The 19,530-nt window shown below is 33.0% G+C and carries 20 protein-coding genes; 10 read left to right on the forward strand and 10 right to left on the reverse strand.

What is annotated here, in order from left to right:
• Window positions 1-78 precede the first annotated feature (78 nt).
• Window positions 79-987, reverse strand: coding sequence for a nuclease-related domain-containing protein (locus LQ622_RS05615; protein ID WP_239762240.1), 909 nt, complete (start codon window positions 985-987; stop codon window positions 79-81).
• Window positions 988-1,081: 94 nt separating this feature from the next.
• Complete coding sequence (locus LQ622_RS05620) at window positions 1,082-2,419, reverse strand: glucose-6-phosphate isomerase (protein WP_037588854.1); 1,338 nt, start codon at window positions 2,417-2,419, stop codon at window positions 1,082-1,084.
• A 210-nt stretch (window positions 2,420-2,629) separates the two neighbouring features.
• Here LQ622_RS05620 and LQ622_RS05625 point away from each other — a divergent pair, with 210 nt between their 5' ends.
• On the forward strand, window positions 2,630-3,832 hold the full coding sequence (locus LQ622_RS05625) for an argininosuccinate synthase (protein WP_025904705.1): 1,203 nt from the start codon (window positions 2,630-2,632) through the stop codon (window positions 3,830-3,832).
• Window positions 3,829-5,202, forward strand: coding sequence for an argininosuccinate lyase (gene argH, locus LQ622_RS05630; protein ID WP_204188809.1), 1,374 nt, complete (start codon window positions 3,829-3,831; stop codon window positions 5,200-5,202). The genes LQ622_RS05625 and argH overlap by 4 nt, the downstream gene beginning before the upstream one ends.
• A 48-nt stretch (window positions 5,203-5,250) precedes the next feature.
• Here the strand turns inward: argH and LQ622_RS05635 are convergent, their stop codons facing one another.
• The 6 genes from LQ622_RS05635 to LQ622_RS05660 all read right to left on the reverse strand — a co-directional run bounded on the left by LQ622_RS05635 (window position 5,251) and on the right by LQ622_RS05660 (window position 11,346).
• On the reverse strand, window positions 5,251-6,495 hold the full coding sequence (locus LQ622_RS05635; RefSeq protein ID WP_025904703.1) for a Glu/Leu/Phe/Val family dehydrogenase: 1,245 nt from the start codon (window positions 6,493-6,495) through the stop codon (window positions 5,251-5,253).
• A 108-nt stretch (window positions 6,496-6,603) separates the two neighbouring features.
• Complete coding sequence (locus tag LQ622_RS05640) at window positions 6,604-7,794, reverse strand: ornithine--oxo-acid transaminase (RefSeq protein WP_025904702.1); 1,191 nt, start codon at window positions 7,792-7,794, stop codon at window positions 6,604-6,606.
• Window positions 7,795-7,864: 70 nt separating this feature from the next.
• Window positions 7,865-9,409: an L-glutamate gamma-semialdehyde dehydrogenase gene (pruA, locus tag LQ622_RS05645; protein ID WP_058591479.1), complete on the reverse strand. Its 1,545-nt coding sequence runs from the start codon at window positions 9,407-9,409 to the stop codon at window positions 7,865-7,867.
• Window positions 9,410-9,653: 244 nt separating this feature from the next.
• Entirely contained in the window at window positions 9,654-10,034 is a 381-nt protein-coding gene (ygs, locus tag LQ622_RS05650) for a S1 domain-containing post-transcriptional regulator Ygs (RefSeq protein ID WP_204188810.1), read from the reverse strand.
• Between the two features lie 431 nt (window positions 10,035-10,465).
• The gene (locus LQ622_RS05655; RefSeq protein WP_025904699.1) at window positions 10,466-10,669 is read right to left on the reverse strand and encodes a hypothetical protein; all 204 of its coding nucleotides are present in this window, start codon (window positions 10,667-10,669) and stop codon (window positions 10,466-10,468) included.
• 83 nt (window positions 10,670-10,752) lie between these two features.
• Complete coding sequence (locus LQ622_RS05660) at window positions 10,753-11,346, reverse strand: peptidylprolyl isomerase (RefSeq protein WP_239762239.1); 594 nt, start codon at window positions 11,344-11,346, stop codon at window positions 10,753-10,755.
• 76 nt (window positions 11,347-11,422) lie between these two features.
• Here LQ622_RS05660 and kapB point away from each other — a divergent pair, with 76 nt between their 5' ends.
• The 8 genes from kapB to mnhG all read left to right on the forward strand — a co-directional run bounded on the left by kapB (window position 11,423) and on the right by mnhG (window position 17,685).
• Window positions 11,423-11,800 carry a sporulation phosphorelay system protein KapB gene (gene kapB / locus LQ622_RS05665; RefSeq protein ID WP_037588851.1) on the forward strand — a complete coding sequence of 126 codons (378 nt, stop codon included), beginning with the start codon at window positions 11,423-11,425 and terminating at the stop codon, window positions 11,798-11,800.
• A gap of 152 nt (window positions 11,801-11,952) precedes the next feature.
• Window positions 11,953-14,364: a Na+/H+ antiporter subunit A gene (locus tag LQ622_RS05670; RefSeq protein WP_239762238.1), complete on the forward strand. Its 2,412-nt coding sequence runs from the start codon at window positions 11,953-11,955 to the stop codon at window positions 14,362-14,364.
• The gene (locus tag LQ622_RS05675) at window positions 14,345-14,773 is read left to right on the forward strand and encodes a Na(+)/H(+) antiporter subunit B (RefSeq protein WP_025904695.1); all 429 of its coding nucleotides are present in this window, start codon (window positions 14,345-14,347) and stop codon (window positions 14,771-14,773) included. Before LQ622_RS05670 ends, LQ622_RS05675 begins: the two co-directional genes overlap by 20 nt.
• Window positions 14,773-15,114 carry a Na(+)/H(+) antiporter subunit C gene (locus tag LQ622_RS05680; protein WP_025904694.1) on the forward strand — a complete coding sequence of 114 codons (342 nt, stop codon included), beginning with the start codon at window positions 14,773-14,775 and terminating at the stop codon, window positions 15,112-15,114. Before LQ622_RS05675 ends, LQ622_RS05680 begins: the two co-directional genes overlap by 1 nt.
• Window positions 15,107-16,597, forward strand: coding sequence for a Na+/H+ antiporter subunit D (locus LQ622_RS05685; protein WP_037588849.1), 1,491 nt, complete (start codon window positions 15,107-15,109; stop codon window positions 16,595-16,597). Before LQ622_RS05680 ends, LQ622_RS05685 begins: the two co-directional genes overlap by 8 nt.
• On the forward strand, window positions 16,597-17,079 hold the full coding sequence (locus LQ622_RS05690) for a Na+/H+ antiporter subunit E (RefSeq protein WP_025904692.1): 483 nt from the start codon (window positions 16,597-16,599) through the stop codon (window positions 17,077-17,079). The genes LQ622_RS05685 and LQ622_RS05690 overlap by 1 nt, the downstream gene beginning before the upstream one ends.
• Window positions 17,076-17,366, forward strand: coding sequence for a Na(+)/H(+) antiporter subunit F1 (locus LQ622_RS05695; RefSeq protein WP_025904691.1), 291 nt, complete (start codon window positions 17,076-17,078; stop codon window positions 17,364-17,366). The genes LQ622_RS05690 and LQ622_RS05695 overlap by 4 nt, the downstream gene beginning before the upstream one ends.
• A complete protein-coding gene (gene mnhG, locus LQ622_RS05700; RefSeq protein ID WP_025904690.1) occupies window positions 17,344-17,685 on the forward strand; it encodes a monovalent cation/H(+) antiporter subunit G in 342 nt (113 codons plus the stop codon). Before LQ622_RS05695 ends, mnhG begins: the two co-directional genes overlap by 23 nt.
• A gap of 42 nt (window positions 17,686-17,727) precedes the next feature.
• On the opposite strand, the gene LQ622_RS05705 is transcribed toward mnhG, so the two are convergent.
• Together LQ622_RS05705 and LQ622_RS05710 are read right to left on the reverse strand one after the other, a co-directional pair.
• Window positions 17,728-18,096 carry a PaaI family thioesterase gene (locus LQ622_RS05705; RefSeq protein WP_204170982.1) on the reverse strand — a complete coding sequence of 123 codons (369 nt, stop codon included), beginning with the start codon at window positions 18,094-18,096 and terminating at the stop codon, window positions 17,728-17,730.
• A gap of 23 nt (window positions 18,097-18,119) precedes the next feature.
• On the reverse strand, window positions 18,120-19,433 hold the full coding sequence (locus LQ622_RS05710) for a Na+/H+ antiporter family protein (RefSeq protein ID WP_257213180.1): 1,314 nt from the start codon (window positions 19,431-19,433) through the stop codon (window positions 18,120-18,122).
• Window positions 19,434-19,530 lie beyond the last annotated feature (97 nt).

A 19,530-nucleotide genomic window follows, 5' to 3' on the forward strand; every position in this document is an offset into this window, starting at 1 on the left:
ATTTATCGGCCTGGAAATCTCATTTTCGGGTCGCTATTTTTATTTATCGGCCTGGAAATTGCATTTTCGGGTCGCTATTTATTCATTAGACATATATTTCGTTGATTTTGCTTTACCAACTCTTTTGAAATTTTTATATAGTATTCTTTTAATCGCGCTATTTGAGACCCCCGTCCACATTTCTGCTTCTTTTACTGAAAATGGTGCGCCTTTTAATAAATATAATTCTTCTAATGATTGAATAATAATATTCGCTCTATTCAATTCTTTCTTACAATGGTGACATTTTAAATATTTTCGTTTATTAAATAATTCATCTACTCGAATCAACTTTCGACAGTTTGTACATCGTACGCCTCCTTTTAAATCTTTATAGTCTATATTCAAATTTGGTATTTGATTTGTATTTAAAAATGGTTCGTGTAGGCTTTTTAGTTTGCAGTATATCCATTTATTTTCTTCATATTTAAAGTTTTGTGATACCATGTCTTTTATTTTATGTATCTCACTTTTTAAAATAATGTTCATTCGAGATCGTAAATCACCATGTAACGTGAATGTTGGATGTATAAAAACAACATAGCTTTCTACTTTGCGTTTTAATTTATATTTCTCAACGATTCTTTTTAAGCCTTCTTGAGCGACTTCATATTGATTAATAAGATCTTTAGATACAAAACCTGTACTTCTAAATAATTTGTGCTGATCATAATAATAGTCACCTGTATAATTTTTAATTTCAAATTGAATAATAGCATCGTCAGTTATGACTACAAAATCAAGTTGAATATGGTTAAAATTTTTAATCTGCAAATCATATAGCCACCATTCTGCCCCATAACTTTCAAGTATTTGAGCGAATGCTTTTTCACCTTCGTACCCTTGTTTTGTGACTTGGTATTGTTCATCTACATTTTCAGGTAACACATCTATCCTATTTTGCAATGCATCAATATAAGCTAAAAATAAATTTTTACGTATTTTCATAAAATACCACTCATTTCTTCAAAAAATTCAAATCCAAAATAAAAAAAGTCCTCCAAATTAAATTTGGGGACTTTTTTCTAAAATACGTTTCATATTATAGTCTATCTTCTAATTCTTTTTTCAAGTCTTCGAATCCTGGTTTACCAAGTAATGCGAACATATTTTGTTTATATGCTTCAACACCCGGTTGGTTAAATGGATTCACACCTAACATATAACCACTCATTGCACATGCTAATTCGAAGAAGTATACAACATAACCGAATGTATATGCATCTAATTGAGGAACTTTAACAACTAAGTTTGGTACGCCACCATCTGTATGTGCTAATAATGTTCCTTGGAATGCTTTCGTATTAACGAAGTCAACTGTTTCACCTGCTAAGAAGTTTAAACCGTCTAAATCGTCTTTGTCTTCTTCAATTGTAATATCATGTTTAGGATTTTCAACTTTTACAACTGTTTCAAATAAGAAACGACGGCCTTCTTGTACATATTGACCAAGTGAATGTAAGTCAGAAGTGAAGTTTGCACTTGATGGATAAATACCTTTGAAGTCTTTACCTTCAGATTCACCGAATAACTGTTTCCACCATTCACTGAAGTATTGTAAAGCTGGTTCATAGTTGATTAACATTTCTGTTGAATATCCTTTTGCATATAAGATATTACGAATTGCTGCATATTGATATGCAATATTGTCATCAAGTTCTGAAGATGATAAATCTTCACGTGCAGCTGCAGCACCTTTCATCATATCTTGAATATCAATACCACTTGCTGCGATTGGTAATAATCCAACTGCTGTTAATACTGAATATCTACCACCGACATCATCTGGTACGACAAATGTTTCATATCCTTCACCAGTTGCTAAATCTTTTAAAGCACCTTTTTCTTTATCAGTTGTAGCAAAGATACGGTTTTTAGCTTCTTCTTTACCGTATTTTTCTTCTAAAATTTTCTTAAAGATTCTAAATGCTACTGCAGGTTCAGTCGTTGTACCTGATTTAGAAATAACATTAATAGAGAAATCTTTACCATCTATATACTCAATTAAATCATGTACATAAGATGAAGATAAATGATGACCTACAAATATAATTTGAGGATTTTCACCTTTTTCATAATTAGCAAATGTAGAATTTAACATTTCAACTGCTGCACGAGCACCTAAATATGAACCACCAATACCAATTACAAGTAATACTTCAGATTGTTCTTTGATACGTTTAGAAGCAGCTAGAATTCTATCGAACTCTTCTTTGTCATAATCTACAGGAAGGTCAACCCATCCTAAAAAGTCGCTACCTGCTCCAGTCTTTTCATGTATAACATGATGTATATTTTTTACTAGATCACGTGATTGTTCTAACTCATGTTCACCAAAAAATGTTAAAGCTTTTTTATAATCAAATTGAATATGTGACATAATATCCTCCTATGTAATCTATATTTAATTTCAACAACGTCTTTATTTTACTCTAGTTTTCATAGGCTTTCAATCGAAATGCAACGATATACTTTTAAGTGCATAAATATTTAAAATAACTATTGAACATTCATTCCTAATATGATATTGTATGTTTATCGATTAAATATACAAGATATTAAATATTAATACAAAAGCGAGGTTTTTTTAATGACTAACAAAGTTGTATTGGCATACTCAGGTGGATTAGATACGAGTGTTGCAGTAAAATGGCTAATTGAAAAAGGATATACAGTAATTGCATGTTGTTTAGATGTTGGTGAAGGTAAAGATTTAGAACTAGTAAAACAAAAAGCATATGATATGGGTGCAGAAAAATCATATGTAATAGACGCAACTAAAGAATTCAGTGAAGATTTTGTTGGATATGCAATTAAAGGGAATACAATGTATGAAGGAAGTTATCCACTTGTTTCTGCATTAAGTAGACCACTTATCTCTAAGAAATTAGTTGAAATCGCGCAAGAAGAAGATGCGATTGCAATAGCACATGGCTGTACTGGTAAAGGGAATGACCAAGTACGTTTTGAAGTAGCTATTAAAGCATTAGCACCTCATATTGAAGTATTAGCGCCAGTACGTGAATGGTCTTGGAGTCGTGAGGAAGAAATTGATTATGCTAAAAAACATAACATTCCAATTCCTATCAATTTAGATTCTCCATATTCAATTGACCAAAATTTATGGGGTCGTAGTAATGAGTGTGGTATTCTTGAAGATCCATTTGCGACACCACCAGAAGATGCATATGATTTAACGAAACCAATAGAAGAAACACCTGATACACCAGAAGAACTTGAAATTGTATTTGAAAAAGGTTTACCTATTTCAATCAATAATAAATCATATCCGTTAGATGAATTAATTTTACAACTTAATGAAATTGCTGGTTTACACGGTATCGGTAGAATCGATCACGTAGAAAACCGTTTAGTTGGTATTAAATCACGTGAAGTCTATGAAACACCGGGTGCAAAGGTTATAATGGAAGCACATAAAGCGTTAGAAACGATTACTTTAACTAAAGACGTTGCACACTTTAAACCAGTAATCGAAAAACAATTAGCTGAACAAATCTATAATGGATTATGGTTCTCTCCATTAACAGATAGCTTAAAACAATTTATCGATTCTACACAAACTCAAGTAACAGGTACAGTTCGTGTTAAACTATTTAAAGGAAATGTAATCGTTAATGGACGTAAATCTCCATTTAGTTTATACAATGAAGCACTTGCTACGTATACTAAAGAAGACGCATTTAACCAAGAAGCAGCTGTTGGATTCATTGAAATCTTCGGTTTACCTACTAAGGTTAAAGCATTATTAGAAACAGAGGGTGTTTTAAAATGACAAAAAAAGCATGGGGTGGAAGATTCGAGTCTAACCCTGAATCATGGGTAGATGCATTTAATGCATCTATCCATTTTGATAAAAATTTAATTGATCAAGATATTCAAGGTAGTATTGCACATGCAACAATGTTAGCGGAGCAAAATATCATCAAAACAGAAGAAGCAAATCAAATTATTCAAGGTTTAAAAGATATTCAAGCCGACTATTATAACGGTAATCTTGAGCTTTCTGAATCACTAGAAGATATTCATTTAAATATTGAACATGCTTTAATTCAGAAGATTGGTCAAGTTGGCGGTAAATTGCATACTGGTAGAAGTAGAAATGACCAAGTTGCAACGGATATGCACCTTTATACAAAACAACATGTTCAAGAGATTTTCACACTTATAGAGTCTCTTCAAAAATCAATACTTGTTATTGCTGATGAACATGTGCATACTATCATGCCCGGTTACACGCACTTACAAAGAGCGCAACCTATTTCTTTCGCGCATCATATCATGACTTATTTCTGGATGTTAGAGCGTGATAAATCGAGATTTAATGATAGTTTAAAAAGAATCGACATCAGTCCACTAGGTGCTGCAGCTTTAAGCGGTACAACGCACCCTATTGATAGACATCGTACACAAGAACTTTTAAACTTTAGTAGTTTATATGAAAATAGTCTTGATGCAGTTAGTGACCGTGATTATATCGTTGAAACATTGCATAATATTTCATTAACGATGGTTCACCTTTCGAGATTTGCAGAAGAAATTATTTTCTGGTCTACTGATGAAGCTAAATTCGTTACATTATCAGATAGTTTCTCTACTGGATCATCGATTATGCCACAGAAGAAAAATCCTGATATGGCAGAATTGATTAGAGGAAAAGTAGGCCGAACAACGGGTCATTTAATGAGTATGCTCGTTACTTTAAAAGGCTTGCCACTAGCATATAATAAAGATATGCAAGAAGATAAAGAAGGTCTGTTTGATGCCATTCATACGATTAAAGGCTCATTACGTATTTTCGAAGGTATGATTTCTACTATGCAAGTGAATAAAGAGCGTTTAAACGAAACAGTCCATAAAGATTTTTCTAATGCTACTGAGCTAGCTGATTATTTAGTAGAACAAAATATACCTTTCAGAGAAGCACATGAGATCGTAGGTAAAATCGTCTTATGGTGCATTCAAAACGGTAAATATTTATTAGATGTGCCATTAGAACAATATCAATCTTATAACGAACGTATACAAGAAAATGTATATGATTACTTGAAACCTGAAAACTGTTTAAACCGTAGAAAAAGTTATGGTTCAACAGGTCAAGAGTCCGTACAACATCAAATTAATGTCGCTAAAGAACTCATATAATCAAAAAAACACACCATTCAAAATGGTGTGTTTTTTATTGGTTAAGGCTTATGCCCATCCTCTATATCTAGCCGCTTCAGCTGTACGTTTAATACCTACAATATAAGCTGCTAATCTCATATCTATTTTTCTGTTTTCTGATAAGTTGTAAATTGTATCAAAAGCTTTAACTAATTTTTCACGTAGTTTTTCGTTAACTTCTTCTTCAGTCCAGTAATAACCTTGGTTATTTTGTACCCACTCGAAGTAAGATACTGTTACGCCACCAGCACTTGCTAGTACGTCTGGTACAAGAAGAACGCCACGCTCACTTAATATTTTAGTTGCTGCCATTGTAGTTGGACCATTAGCTGCTTCTACTACAATTTCAGCTTTAATATCATTAGCATTTTCTTCTGTAATTTGATTTGAAATCGCTGCTGGAACAAGGATATCACAATCAATTTCGAATAACTCTTTATTAGAAATTGTATCATCAAATAGATTTGTAACTGTTCCGAAGCTATCACGACGATCTAATAAATAATCGATATCTAAACCTTCAGGATCATGAAGTGCACCGTAAGCATCTGAAATACCTACAATTTTAGCGCCTTGATCATATAAGAATTTCGCTAAAAAGCTTCCTGCGTTACCAAATCCTTGAATAACGACTCTTGAACCTTCGATTGTTTTTCCACGTCTCTTAGCTGCTTCTTCAATTGCAATAACAACACCTAATGCAGTAGAACGATCTCTACCTTGAGAACCACCTAAAACAATAGGTTTACCAGTAATAAATCCTGGAGAATTGAATTCATCCATTTGACTATATTCATCCATCATCCAAGCCATAATTTGTGAGTTTGTAAATACGTCTGGTGCTGGAATGTCTTTTGTAGGACCTACTATTTGAGAAATAGCACGAACATATCCACGAGATAATCTTTCTACTTCATGAATACTCATTTGTCTTGGGTCACAGACAATACCACCTTTACCACCACCATATGGTAAATCTACAATTCCACATTTTAACGTCATCCACATAGATAATGCTGTTACTTCTTCGACATCAACATCTGGGTGGAAACGAACCCCACCTTTAGTTGGTCCAACTGCATCATTATGTTGTGCACGATAACCAGTAAATGTCTTAACAGAACCGTCATCCATTCTAACAGGTATACGCACTGTTAATAATCTCATTGGTTCTTTAATTAAATCGTACATTCCCTCGTCAAAACCTAATTTATTAAGGGCTTCACCAATAATTTCTTGTGTCGATGAAACTAAATTTAAATTTTCGCTCATGATCCTCTTCGCCTCTTTTTTAAATACTTTTAATCTCTAAATAATTGTAACATAATTGATTATTTTTAAAAGGTCTTAAACGTTTTTTTGTAAACGTTATCAGATTTTTTATTTAAAAACAGACTTAACTTGATCAAGTGCCCAATCTAAATCTTCTTTTTCGATAATAAGTGGTGGTGCAAAACGAATAACTGTATCGTGTGTTTCTTTACATAACAGACCTAATTCTTTTAATTTTTCACAATATGGTCTTGCATCTTCAGTTAATTCGATACCGATGAATAAACCTTTACCTCTTACTTCTTTGATTGATGGATGATCAATTTTTTGTAATTCTTCTTTGAAATAAGTTCCTAATTCTAAAGAACGCTCAGATAATTTTTCATCAATTAGTACATCTAATGCTGCAACAGATACCGCACATGCTAGAGGGTTACCACCAAAAGTAGAACCGTGTGAACCTGGGTTAAATACTTCTAGAATTTCTTTATTACCAACGATACATGAAATTGGGAATACGCCTCCACCTAATGCTTTACCTAAGATATACATATCTGGTTGAACATTATCCCAATCTGTTGCGAATAATTTACCTGTTCTACCAAGACCAGCTTGAATTTCATCTGCAATGAATAATACATTGTTTTCATCACAAACTTCTCTAATTTGTTTTAAATAACCGTCTTCAGGTACATTAATACCCGCTTCACCTTGAATAGGTTCAATTAATACGGCTGCTGTATTTGGTGTAATAGCAGATTTAATTTGTTCGATATCACCGAAATCAACAAGTTTGAATCCACCTAATAATGGACCGTAACCTCTTTGGTATTCTTTTTCTGAAGAAAGTGAAACTGCAGCCATTGTACGACCATGGAAGTTACCATTCATCGCAATGATTTCTGCTTTGTTATCTTCTACGCCTTTCACATCATATGCCCAACGTCTTGCAGCTTTAATAGCTGTTTCAACAGCTTCTGCACCTGTGTTCATTGGTAATACCATTTCTTTATTTGCAAGTTTACAAATTTTTTCATACCAAGGACCTAATTGGTCACTGTGGAATGCACGTGAAGTAAGTGTTACACGATCTGCTTGATCTTTTAATGCTTGGATAATTTTCGGATGACGATGACCTTGGTTAACTGCAGAATAAGCAGATAACATATCTAAATAGCGATTGCCCTCTGGATCTTTAACCCAAATACCTTCCGCTTCTGAAATTACAATTGGTAATGGCAAATAGTTCGGCGCACCAAATGTATTTGTTTGTTCAATGATTTCTTGTGACTTTGTCATATTAAATCTCCTCCCATTAAAACAGTAGAGCATGTATACGCCCTACTGTATTTTTATTATTTCAACAATATTATAACATTTCTGAAGTAGTACGTCCTTGTAAGTGAAGTACTAAGTAATCTGGTCCACCTGCTTTAGAATCTGTACCTGACATTTTAAAGCCACCAAATGGTTGGTAACCTACAATTGCACCTGTACATCCTCTATTGAAGTATAAGTTACCTACCATAAAGTCTCTACGTGCTTGTTCTAATTTAGAGCGGTTATTTGTAATAACGCCACCTGTTAAACCGTATTCTGTATCATTTGCAAATTCAATTGCTTGATCAAAATCTTTTGCTTTGCTGAAACCAACAACTGGTCCGAAGATTTCTTCTTGCATTACTCTGTCGTCATGTTTTAAATCAGCAATAACAGTTGGGTTAACGAAATGTCCTTTTTCTTCGTCAGTTGTACCACCTGCTACAATACGGCCTTCTTTTTTACCGATTTCGATATATTTTTTAATTTTGTTTAATGAGTTTTCGTCAATTACTGGACCCATATAATTAGCTTGATCAGTTGAATCACCGACAGTTAATTTTTCTGTACGTTCAACTACTTTGTCTAATAATTCATCATAAATATCTTCAACTGCAATGACACGTGAACATGCTGAACATTTTTGACCTGAGAATCCAAATGCTGATTGTACAATTGAATCAGCTGCTAAATCTAAGTCGCCTTCTGAATCAACGATAATTGTATCTTTACCGCCCATTTCAGCAATAACGCGTTTAAGGTGTGTTTGGCCTTTTTGAACTTTTGCAGCTCTTTCGTAAATAGAAACACCTACATCACGAGAACCAGTAAATGAAATAAGACTTGTATCTTTATGATCAATTAAATAATCACCGATTTCACTTGATGAACCTGGAATATAGTTTACCACCCCTTTTGGTAAACCTGCTTCTTCTAAAACTTCCATAAATTTATAAGCGATAACTGGCGTTTTAGATGATGGTTTTAATAACACAGTGTTTCCTGTTACCACTGGTGCTACAGTTGTACCAGCCATGATCGCAAATGCGAAGTTCCATGGTGAAATAACAACACTTACACCAACTGGTAAATAATTATATTTATTATATTCTCCTGGACGACTTTCTACTTTTTTACCGTCTTTTAATTCAAGCATTTGACGTGCATAGTATTCCATAAAGTCGATTGCTTCAGCAGTATCTGCATCTGCTTCTTTCCATGGTTTACCACCTTCTTTAGAAAGTAAAGCTGAGAATTCGTGTTTACGACGTCTCGTAATTGCTGCTGCTCTGAATAAAACGTCAGCACGGACACTTGGATCAGTATCTCTCCATGTTTTAAAGGCTTCTTTAGCAGCTTCCATTGCTTTTTCAGCATGTTCTTTGCTTGCTTTAGAAACTAATCCTACTGTTTCTTCAATATTTGAAGGGTTATATGAACGTGTTTTATCTTCTGTAAAAATACGTTCGCCTCCAACAATAATTGGATACTCTTTTCCTAAATATCCTTCAACTGTTTTAAGACCTTCTAAATAAGCAGCCTTATTCTCCTCTTTCGTAAAATCAGTAAATGGTTCGTGTTTGTATGGAATCATTAAAGTAAACCTCCCTATGTTTATACGGGGTATTAAGAAACCCCTTACATCCCTATAATGACACACTTTTATAGATTACTTCAAGCTATTTTTTTCTGAATTTTTACAATAAAAATAAGTTGTAAATTTACTTCAAATAAATATTCAAAAAGCCGTTTAAATGTTCATTCAATGAAGTGATTTTTCGTATAAAAAAAGCCGGATTATCATGTAAGATATCCGGCTTGTAAAGACGATAGATCATTTATTCGTCTTCAAAATGTTTATTTGATTGTTTAATCCACTTAGGCAACCTTTCTTCCAAAGGTTGAAACCCGTATTTTTCTGTCTCTCTAATTTCATCTAGAACTGAGCGCTTTTCTTTCTTACGTTCTTGTCTTTTGAAATATTCATTATCTTTAAGTGATAAATTCAACTTGCCATCCGCTTCAACTTTAATTATTTTAGCTTTTACTATCTGGCCAACATTAAGAAATTGATTAAGGTTGTGCACGTAATCATTCATCACTTCAGAAATATGAATGAGACCTTCCACATGATCAGGGGTTTCAACAAAGGCGCCATATGGCTGAATGCCAGTCACTTTTACCTTTACAAACTGACCAATTTTATATTGTTTTCTCACTTTTAGAAAACCCCTTGTACTTGAAGTTATTAACTATTTCATCATAGCATAGTTATTTTTATTAAACCATTAATTTGATATATAATTCTGAAAATATTATGCATAAATATAAATCATCTATAAATTCATGAATTTATTATTAGATTAAGAAATAAGTATTCTATGGAGAAAATAGATTAAAGATTCTTTATGTGTTGGAGGATTTGTATGGGGATTTTGTATGATATGCTGGGCGCTAACGATCTTGTTTCTGTTTCTTGAGCGTTAGCGCCTCGTTTTTGCTCTATTTTTGGATTTTTTTCTGCGCTAACGATCTTGTTTTTGAGTCTTGATCGTTAGCGCCCACCCCTTAACTCAAAATATAAAAGAGACTTCGACATACATATGTCTCAGTCTCTTCCTATATATAGTATTCGTTTGGAATGCTTTATTTACTTCTTATTGTTCTTTTTCTCCTCTTGCTCTAAATGATCCATTACTTGTTTTTCAAATGATTTCATTTTTTCTTCGTCTTTTTTAGATTTTTTACGGAACATCATAAATACGATATACGCCAAAATCATAAATAATATCAACGTAGCAACAGCAGGAATATATTCTAATTTATTATCTGGAAAATAAAGAAATTCCATCATAAGCCGACCACTCCCTTAGCAACTAAATTATACCAAAGATTGAGTCGAATGCATTGATTTTTTTATGACAATTGAATGTCGATTTATTTTATAATTTCAATTGTTTCAATTACTACATCTTCAACTGGTTTATCGTTAGCGCCAACTTTAACATTAGCAATCTCTTCAAGAACTGATTCACCTTCAACAATTTGACCAAATACTGAGTGTTTTTGGTCTAACCAAGGTGTACCACCTTTTTCTGCATAGCGATCAACGATTTCTTTAGGCCAACCACCATCTTTAAGTTGAGATAACATATTTGCTGGTACTTCTTTCATTTGAACAATGAAAAATTGTGAACCGTTTGTATTTGGTCCAGCATTAGCCATAGATAACGCACCGTATAAGTTAAATGCTTGTAATGAGAATTCATCTTCAAAAGCACTTCCATAAATACTTTCGCCACCCATACCTGTACCAGTTGGGTCTCCACCTTGAACCATGAAGTCGTTGATAACTCTGTGGAAAATGATGCCATCATAATATTTTTTCTCAGCTAAACCGATGAAGTTTTCAACAGTTTTAGGTGCTAATTCAGGAAATAACTTGAATGTCATGTTTCCTTTAGTTGTTTTAATTTCTACAACTCTTTCACCTTCTAATATTTCAGTTGTTAATTGAGGATAGTTTGTCATTTAATATTCTCCATTCATGTTAAAATAATTACAATAGTGATATCATAACATAATTTTTTAGAAAGGGGATATCAACATGTATTATCAATTTCCACACAAAACAGGTCAATATGTCGTAGAAATAGTTGAAGAAAAAGGAGACCAGTTTCTCGTTAAAGTATTAGCTGTTCTCAAACATCCTAGACAAGGAGATTTACATAGTCCAAATGAAGTTGAAAATGTCTTTTTCCATGAAAGAAAAGCTTTAAGTCAATTCGAAAAAAGATATACAACTGCACAGTTTTTAAAAGACTATCCGCACGATGTTCCGAACTATATTGATTCATTAAAAACATCATTAGCTGAACTTGAAGAAAAAATGATTAAAAGAAATAATGCTTATAGTGAACAAGCTTTAAAGTGTATTGAACAATTAAAAATAGATTATTCACGTCAATACAAGGCGAATTTTTAGCAAAACTAAAAAATTTTTAATAAATTTTTAACGTGTTTCTTCATATTTAAAAATAACCTAAAAATTCTGAAAGATTGACTTGATAGTATTTTCAAGCATTAACTTTATTGTGTATAATAATATTTATAAGATTTTTGGAAGGAGGTTATTAAATGAGTTTGATGCATATTATGATTTTGTTACCTTTAATTTTTGTAATCATAATACCAATTTTATACAGATTTTATAAAGGTATACATCTAGGATGGTTTGTACTACCTATTCCGATTATTATATTTAGTTATTTTATGTCATACATAAATGTTCCAGATTCGGATAAACCATTCATTGTAATATGGGATTTCATGCCTAGATTAGGTATGAACTTCTCCGTTCATTTAGACGGACTAAGTTTATTATTCGCATCTTTAATTACAGGGATTGGTGCGCTCGTTGTTTTATATTCCATTACATATTTAAGTAAAAATGAATCACTCGGTAATTTTTATTGTTATTTACTTATGTTTATGGGAGCTATGTTAGGTGTTGTATTATCAGATAACCTATTAATGCTTTACCTATTCTGGGAATTAACATCTATTTCAAGTTTCTTACTTATCGCTTATTGGCGCCATAAACAATCGTCAATATACGGCGCACAAAAGTCATTATTAATTACAGTGTTCGGTGGCTTAATGTTACTAGGTGGATTTATTTGTATCGCAATTGCAGGTAATTCATGGAGTATTACCTCTTTAGTACAAAATGCCGCTGAAATTCAAAGTTCACCTTACTTTATTTTTGCAATGATTTTAATTTTAATTGGTGCTATGACTAAATCTGCACAATTTCCATTTCACATTTGGTTACCAGATGCAATGGAAGCACCTACACCAGTCAGTGCGTATTTGCACTCAGCAACAATGGTTAAAGCAGGTATATATTTAGTTGCTCGTACAACGCCAATTTTTGCAGCAAGTGCTGGATTTGTTTGGGCGGTAACTGCTGTCGGATTAATCACATTGTTCTGGGCATCATTTAATGCTGTTAAACAACAAGATTTAAAAGGTATTTTAGCATTCTCAACAGTTTCACAGCTCGGTATGATTATGTCCATGCTTGGAATCGGTGCTGTCAGTTATCATTATTCTGGTGAAGAAAGTCAGTTATTCTTAGCTAGTATTATCGCTGCAGTATTCCATTTAATTAACCACGCAACATTTAAAGGTGCGTTATTCATGATTACGGGAACAATCGATCATGAAGTTGGTACAAGAGACATTAAGAAATTGGGCGGTTTAATGACCATCATGCCAATTTCTTGTACATTCACAATTATTACTGCTTTAAGTATGGCGGGTGTTCCACCATTTAATGGTTTCTTATCTAAAGAAATGTTCTTAACAGCAATGTTTGATAGTCATCAAGCTGATGTATTTGGTTTATCAACACTTGGTTACTTACTACCTATCGTTGCGATTGTTGGTAGTATCTTTACGTTTGTATATTCATTTAAATATGTACATGAAATATTCTTTGGAGATTACAAACCTGAAGCATTACCTAAGAAACCACACGAAGCGCCATTACTTATGTTATTGCCGACAGGTATTTTGACATTCTTAGTTGTGTTATTTGGTTTATTCCCAAATATATTAAGCAACAGTATTATTGCACCAGCAGTAAGAGCAATTGCACCATTCGCTGATGCGCCTGATGTTCATATATCTCATTGGCACGGTATAACACCTGCTTTAATAGGTACATTAATCGTATTTATTATTGGTTTTATATTATTTAAATCAGTAGAAAAATGGTTCAATATTTACAGTATTCAACCTGAATACTTAACGTTTAATTATTATTACGACAGAGGTATTCAATTAAGTTCTTATATCTCAAACAAAATCACACAAAGCTATATGACTGGATTTATCAGATCATACTTAATGTATATTTTCGCATTCTTTATCATTATGACTGCACTTACGTTATTTACACATCCTGTAAGTGTTGCATTCGATAATATAAGCGAAATTAGACCATATGAAGTGATTTTAATGGGCTTAATTCTAGTGAGTACATTCTGTATCGTATTAGCTAAATCAAGACTATTTAGCATCATTATGTTAGCAGCAGTTGGTTATTCAGTTGCTTTATTCTTTGTATTCTTCGGTGCACCAGACTTAGCACTGACACAATTATCAATTGAAACAATTTCGACTGCCCTATTCTTACTATGTTTCTACCATTTACCTAAAATGAGTAGACATGATGAAAATAGAAACTTTAAAATTGGTAACTTAATTATTTCGATTTGTGTAGGTATTGGTGTTATCACAATCGGATTAATTTCATATGGAAATAGACATTTTGATTCTATTTCTCAATATTATATAGATAATGTATACGATCTAGCCGCTGGGAAAAACATGGTAAACGTTATTCTTGTAGACTTCCGTGGATTCGATACATTATTCGAGTCAGCTGTTTTAGGTATTGCTGGCTTAGGTATTTACACATTAGTTAAATTAAGAGACAAAGGTAAAGATGGAGGTGAAGAACATGAAGAAACAATCGAATGATGTATTCTTTCAGTTTAATGCCATTATCATTTTCCTAATTATTATGATGTATGCTGTTTCTATTTTCTTTGGTGGACACTATACACCAGGTGGCGGTTTTGTAGGTGGATTATTACTTTCATCTGCAGTCATTATTATCGGTATAGCATTTGACACTAAAACATTAAAGAAAATGTTCCCATTTGACTTTAAATTAGTAACAGCAACTGGTTTGTTCTTCTGTGTTCTAACACCAATTTTAAGTTGGACATACAACAAAACATTTTTCACACATAAATTTGGAGAATTCCATCTTCCTATCTTTGGTGAAGTTCATTGGCATACAGCAATGCTATTTGATTTAGGTGTATTACTAGCTGTTGTGGGTACCGCCATTACTATCATATTAGCGATTGGAGAGAATGAATAATGGAAATATTAATGATTTTCGTTGCAGGTATTATTATATCCGTATCAGTGTACCTAGTTCTCTCTAAAAGTTTAATTAGGATAATTATTGGTACTACATTACTATCCCATGGCGTACATTTAATGTTACTGACAATGGGTGGATTGAAAAAAGGTGCCTTACCAATTGAAGAAGAAGGTATTAAGAACTATGTTGACCCATTACCACAAGCATTGATCTTAACTGCCATCGTAATAGCTTTCGCTGTTACAGCATTCTTCTTAGTATTAGCTTTTAGAAGTTATAAAGAATTAGGAACTGATAATTTAGAAGAGATGAAGGAGGTACCGAAAGATGAGTAATTTGATTATTGTACCTCTTGTCATTACGTTTTTAACGGCCGTTACGTTAATTTTTGTCGGTCACAGACCTTATGTTAAACGTAAAGTAGTATTAACAGGTTTCTCGTTAGCATTTTTAGTGAGTTTATACAACCTCTACCACATATATATGAATGGAACACAAACTTTAAATCTAGGTAGCTGGCCAGTTCCATACAGTATTGTGATTTACGTGGATATGTTAAGTGCATTACTCGTAACTGTAAGTTTATTGATTACGCTTATCGTACTCATATACTCTCACCAATCAATTGGACTCCATCGTGAAAGATATTTTTATTACTTCGGTGTTTCAATGATGGTAACAGGTGTTAACGGCGCATTTATGACTGGTGACTTATTTAACTTATTCGTATTTTTCGAAGTATTTTTAATGTCATCATATTTATTACTTGTTATTGGTGGTACTAAAATCCAACTACAAGAAAGTATTAAATATATACTCGTTAATGTATTAACATCTGCATTCTTTGTATTAGGTGTCGGTATGCTTTACTCAATTACTGGTACATTAAATATGGGAGATCTACATGTTAAATTCGCTGAACTTTCAGGAACAGATTTAAATATCGTTGTGATTACATTTATTATGTTTCTATTTGTATTTGCGACTAAAGCAGGTATGTTTCCACTGTATTTCTGGTTACCTGGCGCTTATTATGCACCACCAATTCCAATTATCGCGCTATTCGGTGCTTTATTAACTAAAGTCGGTGCATATGCAATTATGCGTACATTTAGCTTATTCTATTCAACAAATAGTGAATTTATTACGCAAACATTAATTGTTCTAGCAATTTTAACAATCATCATGGGTTGTATCGGTGCTATCGCTTATTACGATGTTAAAAAGATTATCATCTATAACATTATGATCGCGATTGGTGTTATCTTAATTGGTGCTGCTATGATGGATAAAAATGGCATGATGGGAAGTATATACTACTTGTTACATGACATGATTATCAAAGCTGCTTTATTCTTATTAATTGGTGTCATCATTAAAATAACTGGTACCCCTGATTTAAGAAGGTTCAGTGGTTTAATCAACCACTATCCAGTTCTTGGTTGGATTTACTTTATAGCTGCCCTTTCGTTAGCAGGTATACCACCATTAAGTGGTTTCTATGGTAAATATATCATCGTAATGTCTACATTTGAAAATGGTTATTACATAAGTGGTATTATCGTTCTTTTATCAAGTTTATGTGTACTCTATTCTGTAATGCGTATTTTCTTAATGGCATTTTGGGGCGAAGAAAAAGGTTATGTTTATAACCCTAAACTACCAATTAATAAATTAATGATCGCATCAGTTGCCATTACAATTGTAGCTATTCTATTTGGTCTTGGTGCAGACTACTTATATCCATTAGTGGAAAAAGCTGCATTACCATTCTATAACCCAGAGACTTATGTTAATGCGTTAGGAGGCGATTATTAATGGCGATACAAGTACTCATAAATGTTCTTTTAGCTGCATTATGGATGATGCTTTCTGATACGTATACATTTGGTGCATTTGTATTTGGTTATCTATTTGGTATATTGTTCGTCTTAGTAGCCTTACCGCTTCTTCCAGGCAAACATTTATACTTACGTCCTGTTTGGAAATCGCTTATTTTAGCAGTGATATTCATGAAAGAATTAATTTTAGCGAATATAGATGTTATTCGAATAGTTATTCAAAAAGAAATCCATAATAAGCCAGCATTTTTCGCTTATCCTACAGATTTAGATAAAGATTGGGAAATTAGTTTATTATCACAATTAATCACTTTAACACCAGGTACAATCGTCGTAGCAATTTCAGATGACAAAAAAACACTCTATATTCATTCAATTGACTTTTCAGATATCGATTCTGAAGTGAGTGCGATTAAAGATTCATTTGAAAAAGCTATCAAGGAGGTGAGCATACGATGACAAATATATTCGTTATTATCGCGATTATCATCGTTGCACTCTCTATGATTGGTATGCTGATTCGTGTTATTATTGGCCCTACTCTTGCTGATAGAGTCATTGCGCTCGATGCATTGGGTATTACATTAATGGCCATCATAGCTTTATTCTCAGTATTAACTAATACTAGATATTTATTCGTTATACTTTTATTAATAGGTATATTAGCATTCTTAGGTACTGCAGCATTTGCGAAATTTATGGATAAAGGAGAGATCATTGAAAATGATAGAAACGATTCTTATTAGTATCTCAATTTTTATGATGGTCATTGGAGCTTGCTTTAGCTTTTTCGCAGCGTTAGGTATTCTAAGATTACCAGATGTCTTTTCTCGCGCACACGCCTCAGGAAAAGCTTCTACGTTAGGTGTTATGCTTATCTTATTAGGTGTATTGATATACTTTATCGCAAAAGAAGGACATTTCAATGTTCAATTACTACTTGGTATTATCTTTATATTCATAACAGGACCATTAGCAGGTCACTTAGTTTCAAGAAGTGCTTACTATATGGGCGTTAGACCTAGTGAAAGAACAATACGTGATGATTTAAAAGATGCAAAATAAATAATAAGAGCATGGGACAGTTAGTCCCATGCTCTTATTTGTTTATCTTTTCTTTTTGATAGCAATTGTTGCGCGTATAACGGAGATGAGTTCGTCTTGTTCGTTCGTAACTTTGACGTCCCATACTTGAGTTGTACTTCCGATATGAAGGGCTTGACCTATTGCGCGTACTGTACCTGATCGAGTTGACTTTATATGGTTTGCGTTGATTTCTAATCCTAATGGTATTTCATCTTCACTTGAAGCGTAATGTGCTCCCATAGATGCTGCTGTTTCTGCTAATGCTATTGTTGCACCGCCATGTAAGAATCCGAATGGTTGTTTAACTTTATCCGTTACGGGCATCGTCATTTCTATATAACCATGACTTGATTCGATTGTTTCTATTCCAAAGTTCTCTATTAAATCCATATGATTAATCCCCCTTAATCATACTATAATACCATTGCTGCAATAAATCCAAAAATAATTAGCGGGATATTATATATTAAGAAGTTCGGTATACACGTATCTCTAATATGATCGTGTTCACCATCAACATTTAAACCAGCTGTTGGTCCTAAAGTTGAATCACTTGCAGGACTTCCTGAATCTCCTAACGCACCTGCTGTTCCGATAACAGCTATTAATGCCATTGTGCTAAGTCCAATTTCTTGTCCAAATGGAATAAATAAACTAGCAATAATCGGGATTGTCGCAAATGATGATCCTATGCCTAGTGTTACAACAAGACCAATAGCATACATCATTATAATACTGAATGCTTTATTATCTCCTGTAATTGATGCTAGACTTTCAACTAGTGAACCTACTTCATTTGTGGCACTCATCACACCTGCAAATCCGTTTGCTGTTAAAATCACAACACCAATGTATGCCATGATTTGAATACCTTCAACTAATTTAGCATCTAAGTCTCTCCAGTTATATAATCCTGAGAAGAAGAATATTAAAATCCCTGCTAATGCACCAAAAATCATAGATTCCGTTAATGTTTGAACAACGAATGTTCCTAAAATCGCTAAGCCAGTCACAATTAATGGATATGGCTTTAATGTTTTCATTTCTTCGTCTTCTTCTACTTTAATTGTTTTATATGTTCTAGGTTTCCAATACATTATAATCGCAACGATTAATCCGAATACATAACCCATTGATGGAATTAACATTGCTTTCCAAATACTATTGAATTCTATATCTACGTTTGCTTTTCCAAATGCATCAAAGATAATAGATTGGAATATGTGACCATAACCGTATGGGAATAAAATATAAGGGAAACATAGTCCGAATCCAATAACTGTAGCAATTAATCTTCTATCCATTTGTAGTTCATTAAATAAGCTTAATAATGGTGGTATAAGAATAGGTATAAATGCGATATGGACAGGTATAATATTTTGACTGAGTACTGATATGACAAGTAATACAGCCACTAATAATATTTTTATTTTTACTCTACTTTTCTGTGAATTTTCTTTTTTCATTGATGTAATGATTTTTCCTACGATGTAGTCAGTAATACCACTATATGAAATCAGTGCTGCAAATCCTCCTAATAATGCATAAGATAGTGCAACTTCTGAACCATCAACGATTGTTTTACCAAATGTGGAAATGACTTTATCAACAGACATTCCACTTAATAAACCACCTGTTAATGCACCTATGAATATACTTAGTACAACATTTAAACGCATTAAACAAAGTATAATCATCACAATAACAGCTACTAATACTGCATTTATTTCCAAAAAGACCCTCTCCATTCTTTAGTTCTCTACCACGATAAAGTGAAATAATGAACTTATCATATCAGTTGAGAAATAGCATGTCAACATTTCA

The sequence above is a fragment of the Mammaliicoccus sp. N-M50 genome, from assembly GCF_022386995.1.
GTDB lineage: Bacteria > Bacillota > Bacilli > Staphylococcales > Staphylococcaceae > Mammaliicoccus > Mammaliicoccus sciuri_A.

What these genes read in the sequence shown, in the direction of transcription:
- LQ622_RS05635 (WP_025904703.1), bottom strand. Translation starts at nt 6,495, where the DNA reads ATGAGCGAAAATTTAAATTTAGTTTCATCGACACAAGAAATTATTGGT.
- LQ622_RS05640 (WP_025904702.1), bottom strand. Translation starts at nt 7,794, where the DNA reads ATGACAAAGTCACAAGAAATCATTGAACAAACAAATACATTTGGTGCG.
- LQ622_RS05675 (WP_025904695.1), top strand. Translation starts at nt 14,345, where the DNA reads ATGAAGAAACAATCGAATGATGTATTCTTTCAGTTTAATGCCATTATC.
- LQ622_RS05620 (WP_037588854.1), bottom strand. Translation starts at nt 2,419, where the DNA reads ATGTCACATATTCAATTTGATTATAAAAAAGCTTTAACATTTTTTGGT.
- LQ622_RS05690 (WP_025904692.1), top strand. Translation starts at nt 16,597, where the DNA reads ATGGCGATACAAGTACTCATAAATGTTCTTTTAGCTGCATTATGGATG.
- LQ622_RS05680 (WP_025904694.1), top strand. Translation starts at nt 14,773, where the DNA reads ATGGAAATATTAATGATTTTCGTTGCAGGTATTATTATATCCGTATCA.
- LQ622_RS05625 (WP_025904705.1), top strand. Translation starts at nt 2,630, where the DNA reads ATGACTAACAAAGTTGTATTGGCATACTCAGGTGGATTAGATACGAGT.
- argH (WP_204188809.1), top strand. Translation starts at nt 3,829, where the DNA reads ATGACAAAAAAAGCATGGGGTGGAAGATTCGAGTCTAACCCTGAATCA.
- LQ622_RS05685 (WP_037588849.1), top strand. Translation starts at nt 15,107, where the DNA reads ATGAGTAATTTGATTATTGTACCTCTTGTCATTACGTTTTTAACGGCC.
- LQ622_RS05705 (WP_204170982.1), bottom strand. Translation starts at nt 18,096, where the DNA reads ATGGATTTAATAGAGAACTTTGGAATAGAAACAATCGAATCAAGTCAT.
- LQ622_RS05660 (WP_239762239.1), bottom strand. Translation starts at nt 11,346, where the DNA reads ATGACAAACTATCCTCAATTAACAACTGAAATATTAGAAGGTGAAAGA.
- LQ622_RS05655 (WP_025904699.1), bottom strand. Translation starts at nt 10,669, where the DNA reads ATGATGGAATTTCTTTATTTTCCAGATAATAAATTAGAATATATTCCT.
- pruA (WP_058591479.1), bottom strand. Translation starts at nt 9,409, where the DNA reads ATGATTCCATACAAACACGAACCATTTACTGATTTTACGAAAGAGGAG.
- LQ622_RS05695 (WP_025904691.1), top strand. Translation starts at nt 17,076, where the DNA reads ATGACAAATATATTCGTTATTATCGCGATTATCATCGTTGCACTCTCT.
- mnhG (WP_025904690.1), top strand. Translation starts at nt 17,344, where the DNA reads ATGATAGAAACGATTCTTATTAGTATCTCAATTTTTATGATGGTCATT.
- LQ622_RS05670 (WP_239762238.1), top strand. Translation starts at nt 11,953, where the DNA reads ATGAGTTTGATGCATATTATGATTTTGTTACCTTTAATTTTTGTAATC.
- LQ622_RS05615 (WP_239762240.1), bottom strand. Translation starts at nt 987, where the DNA reads ATGAAAATACGTAAAAATTTATTTTTAGCTTATATTGATGCATTGCAA.
- kapB (WP_037588851.1), top strand. Translation starts at nt 11,423, where the DNA reads ATGTATTATCAATTTCCACACAAAACAGGTCAATATGTCGTAGAAATA.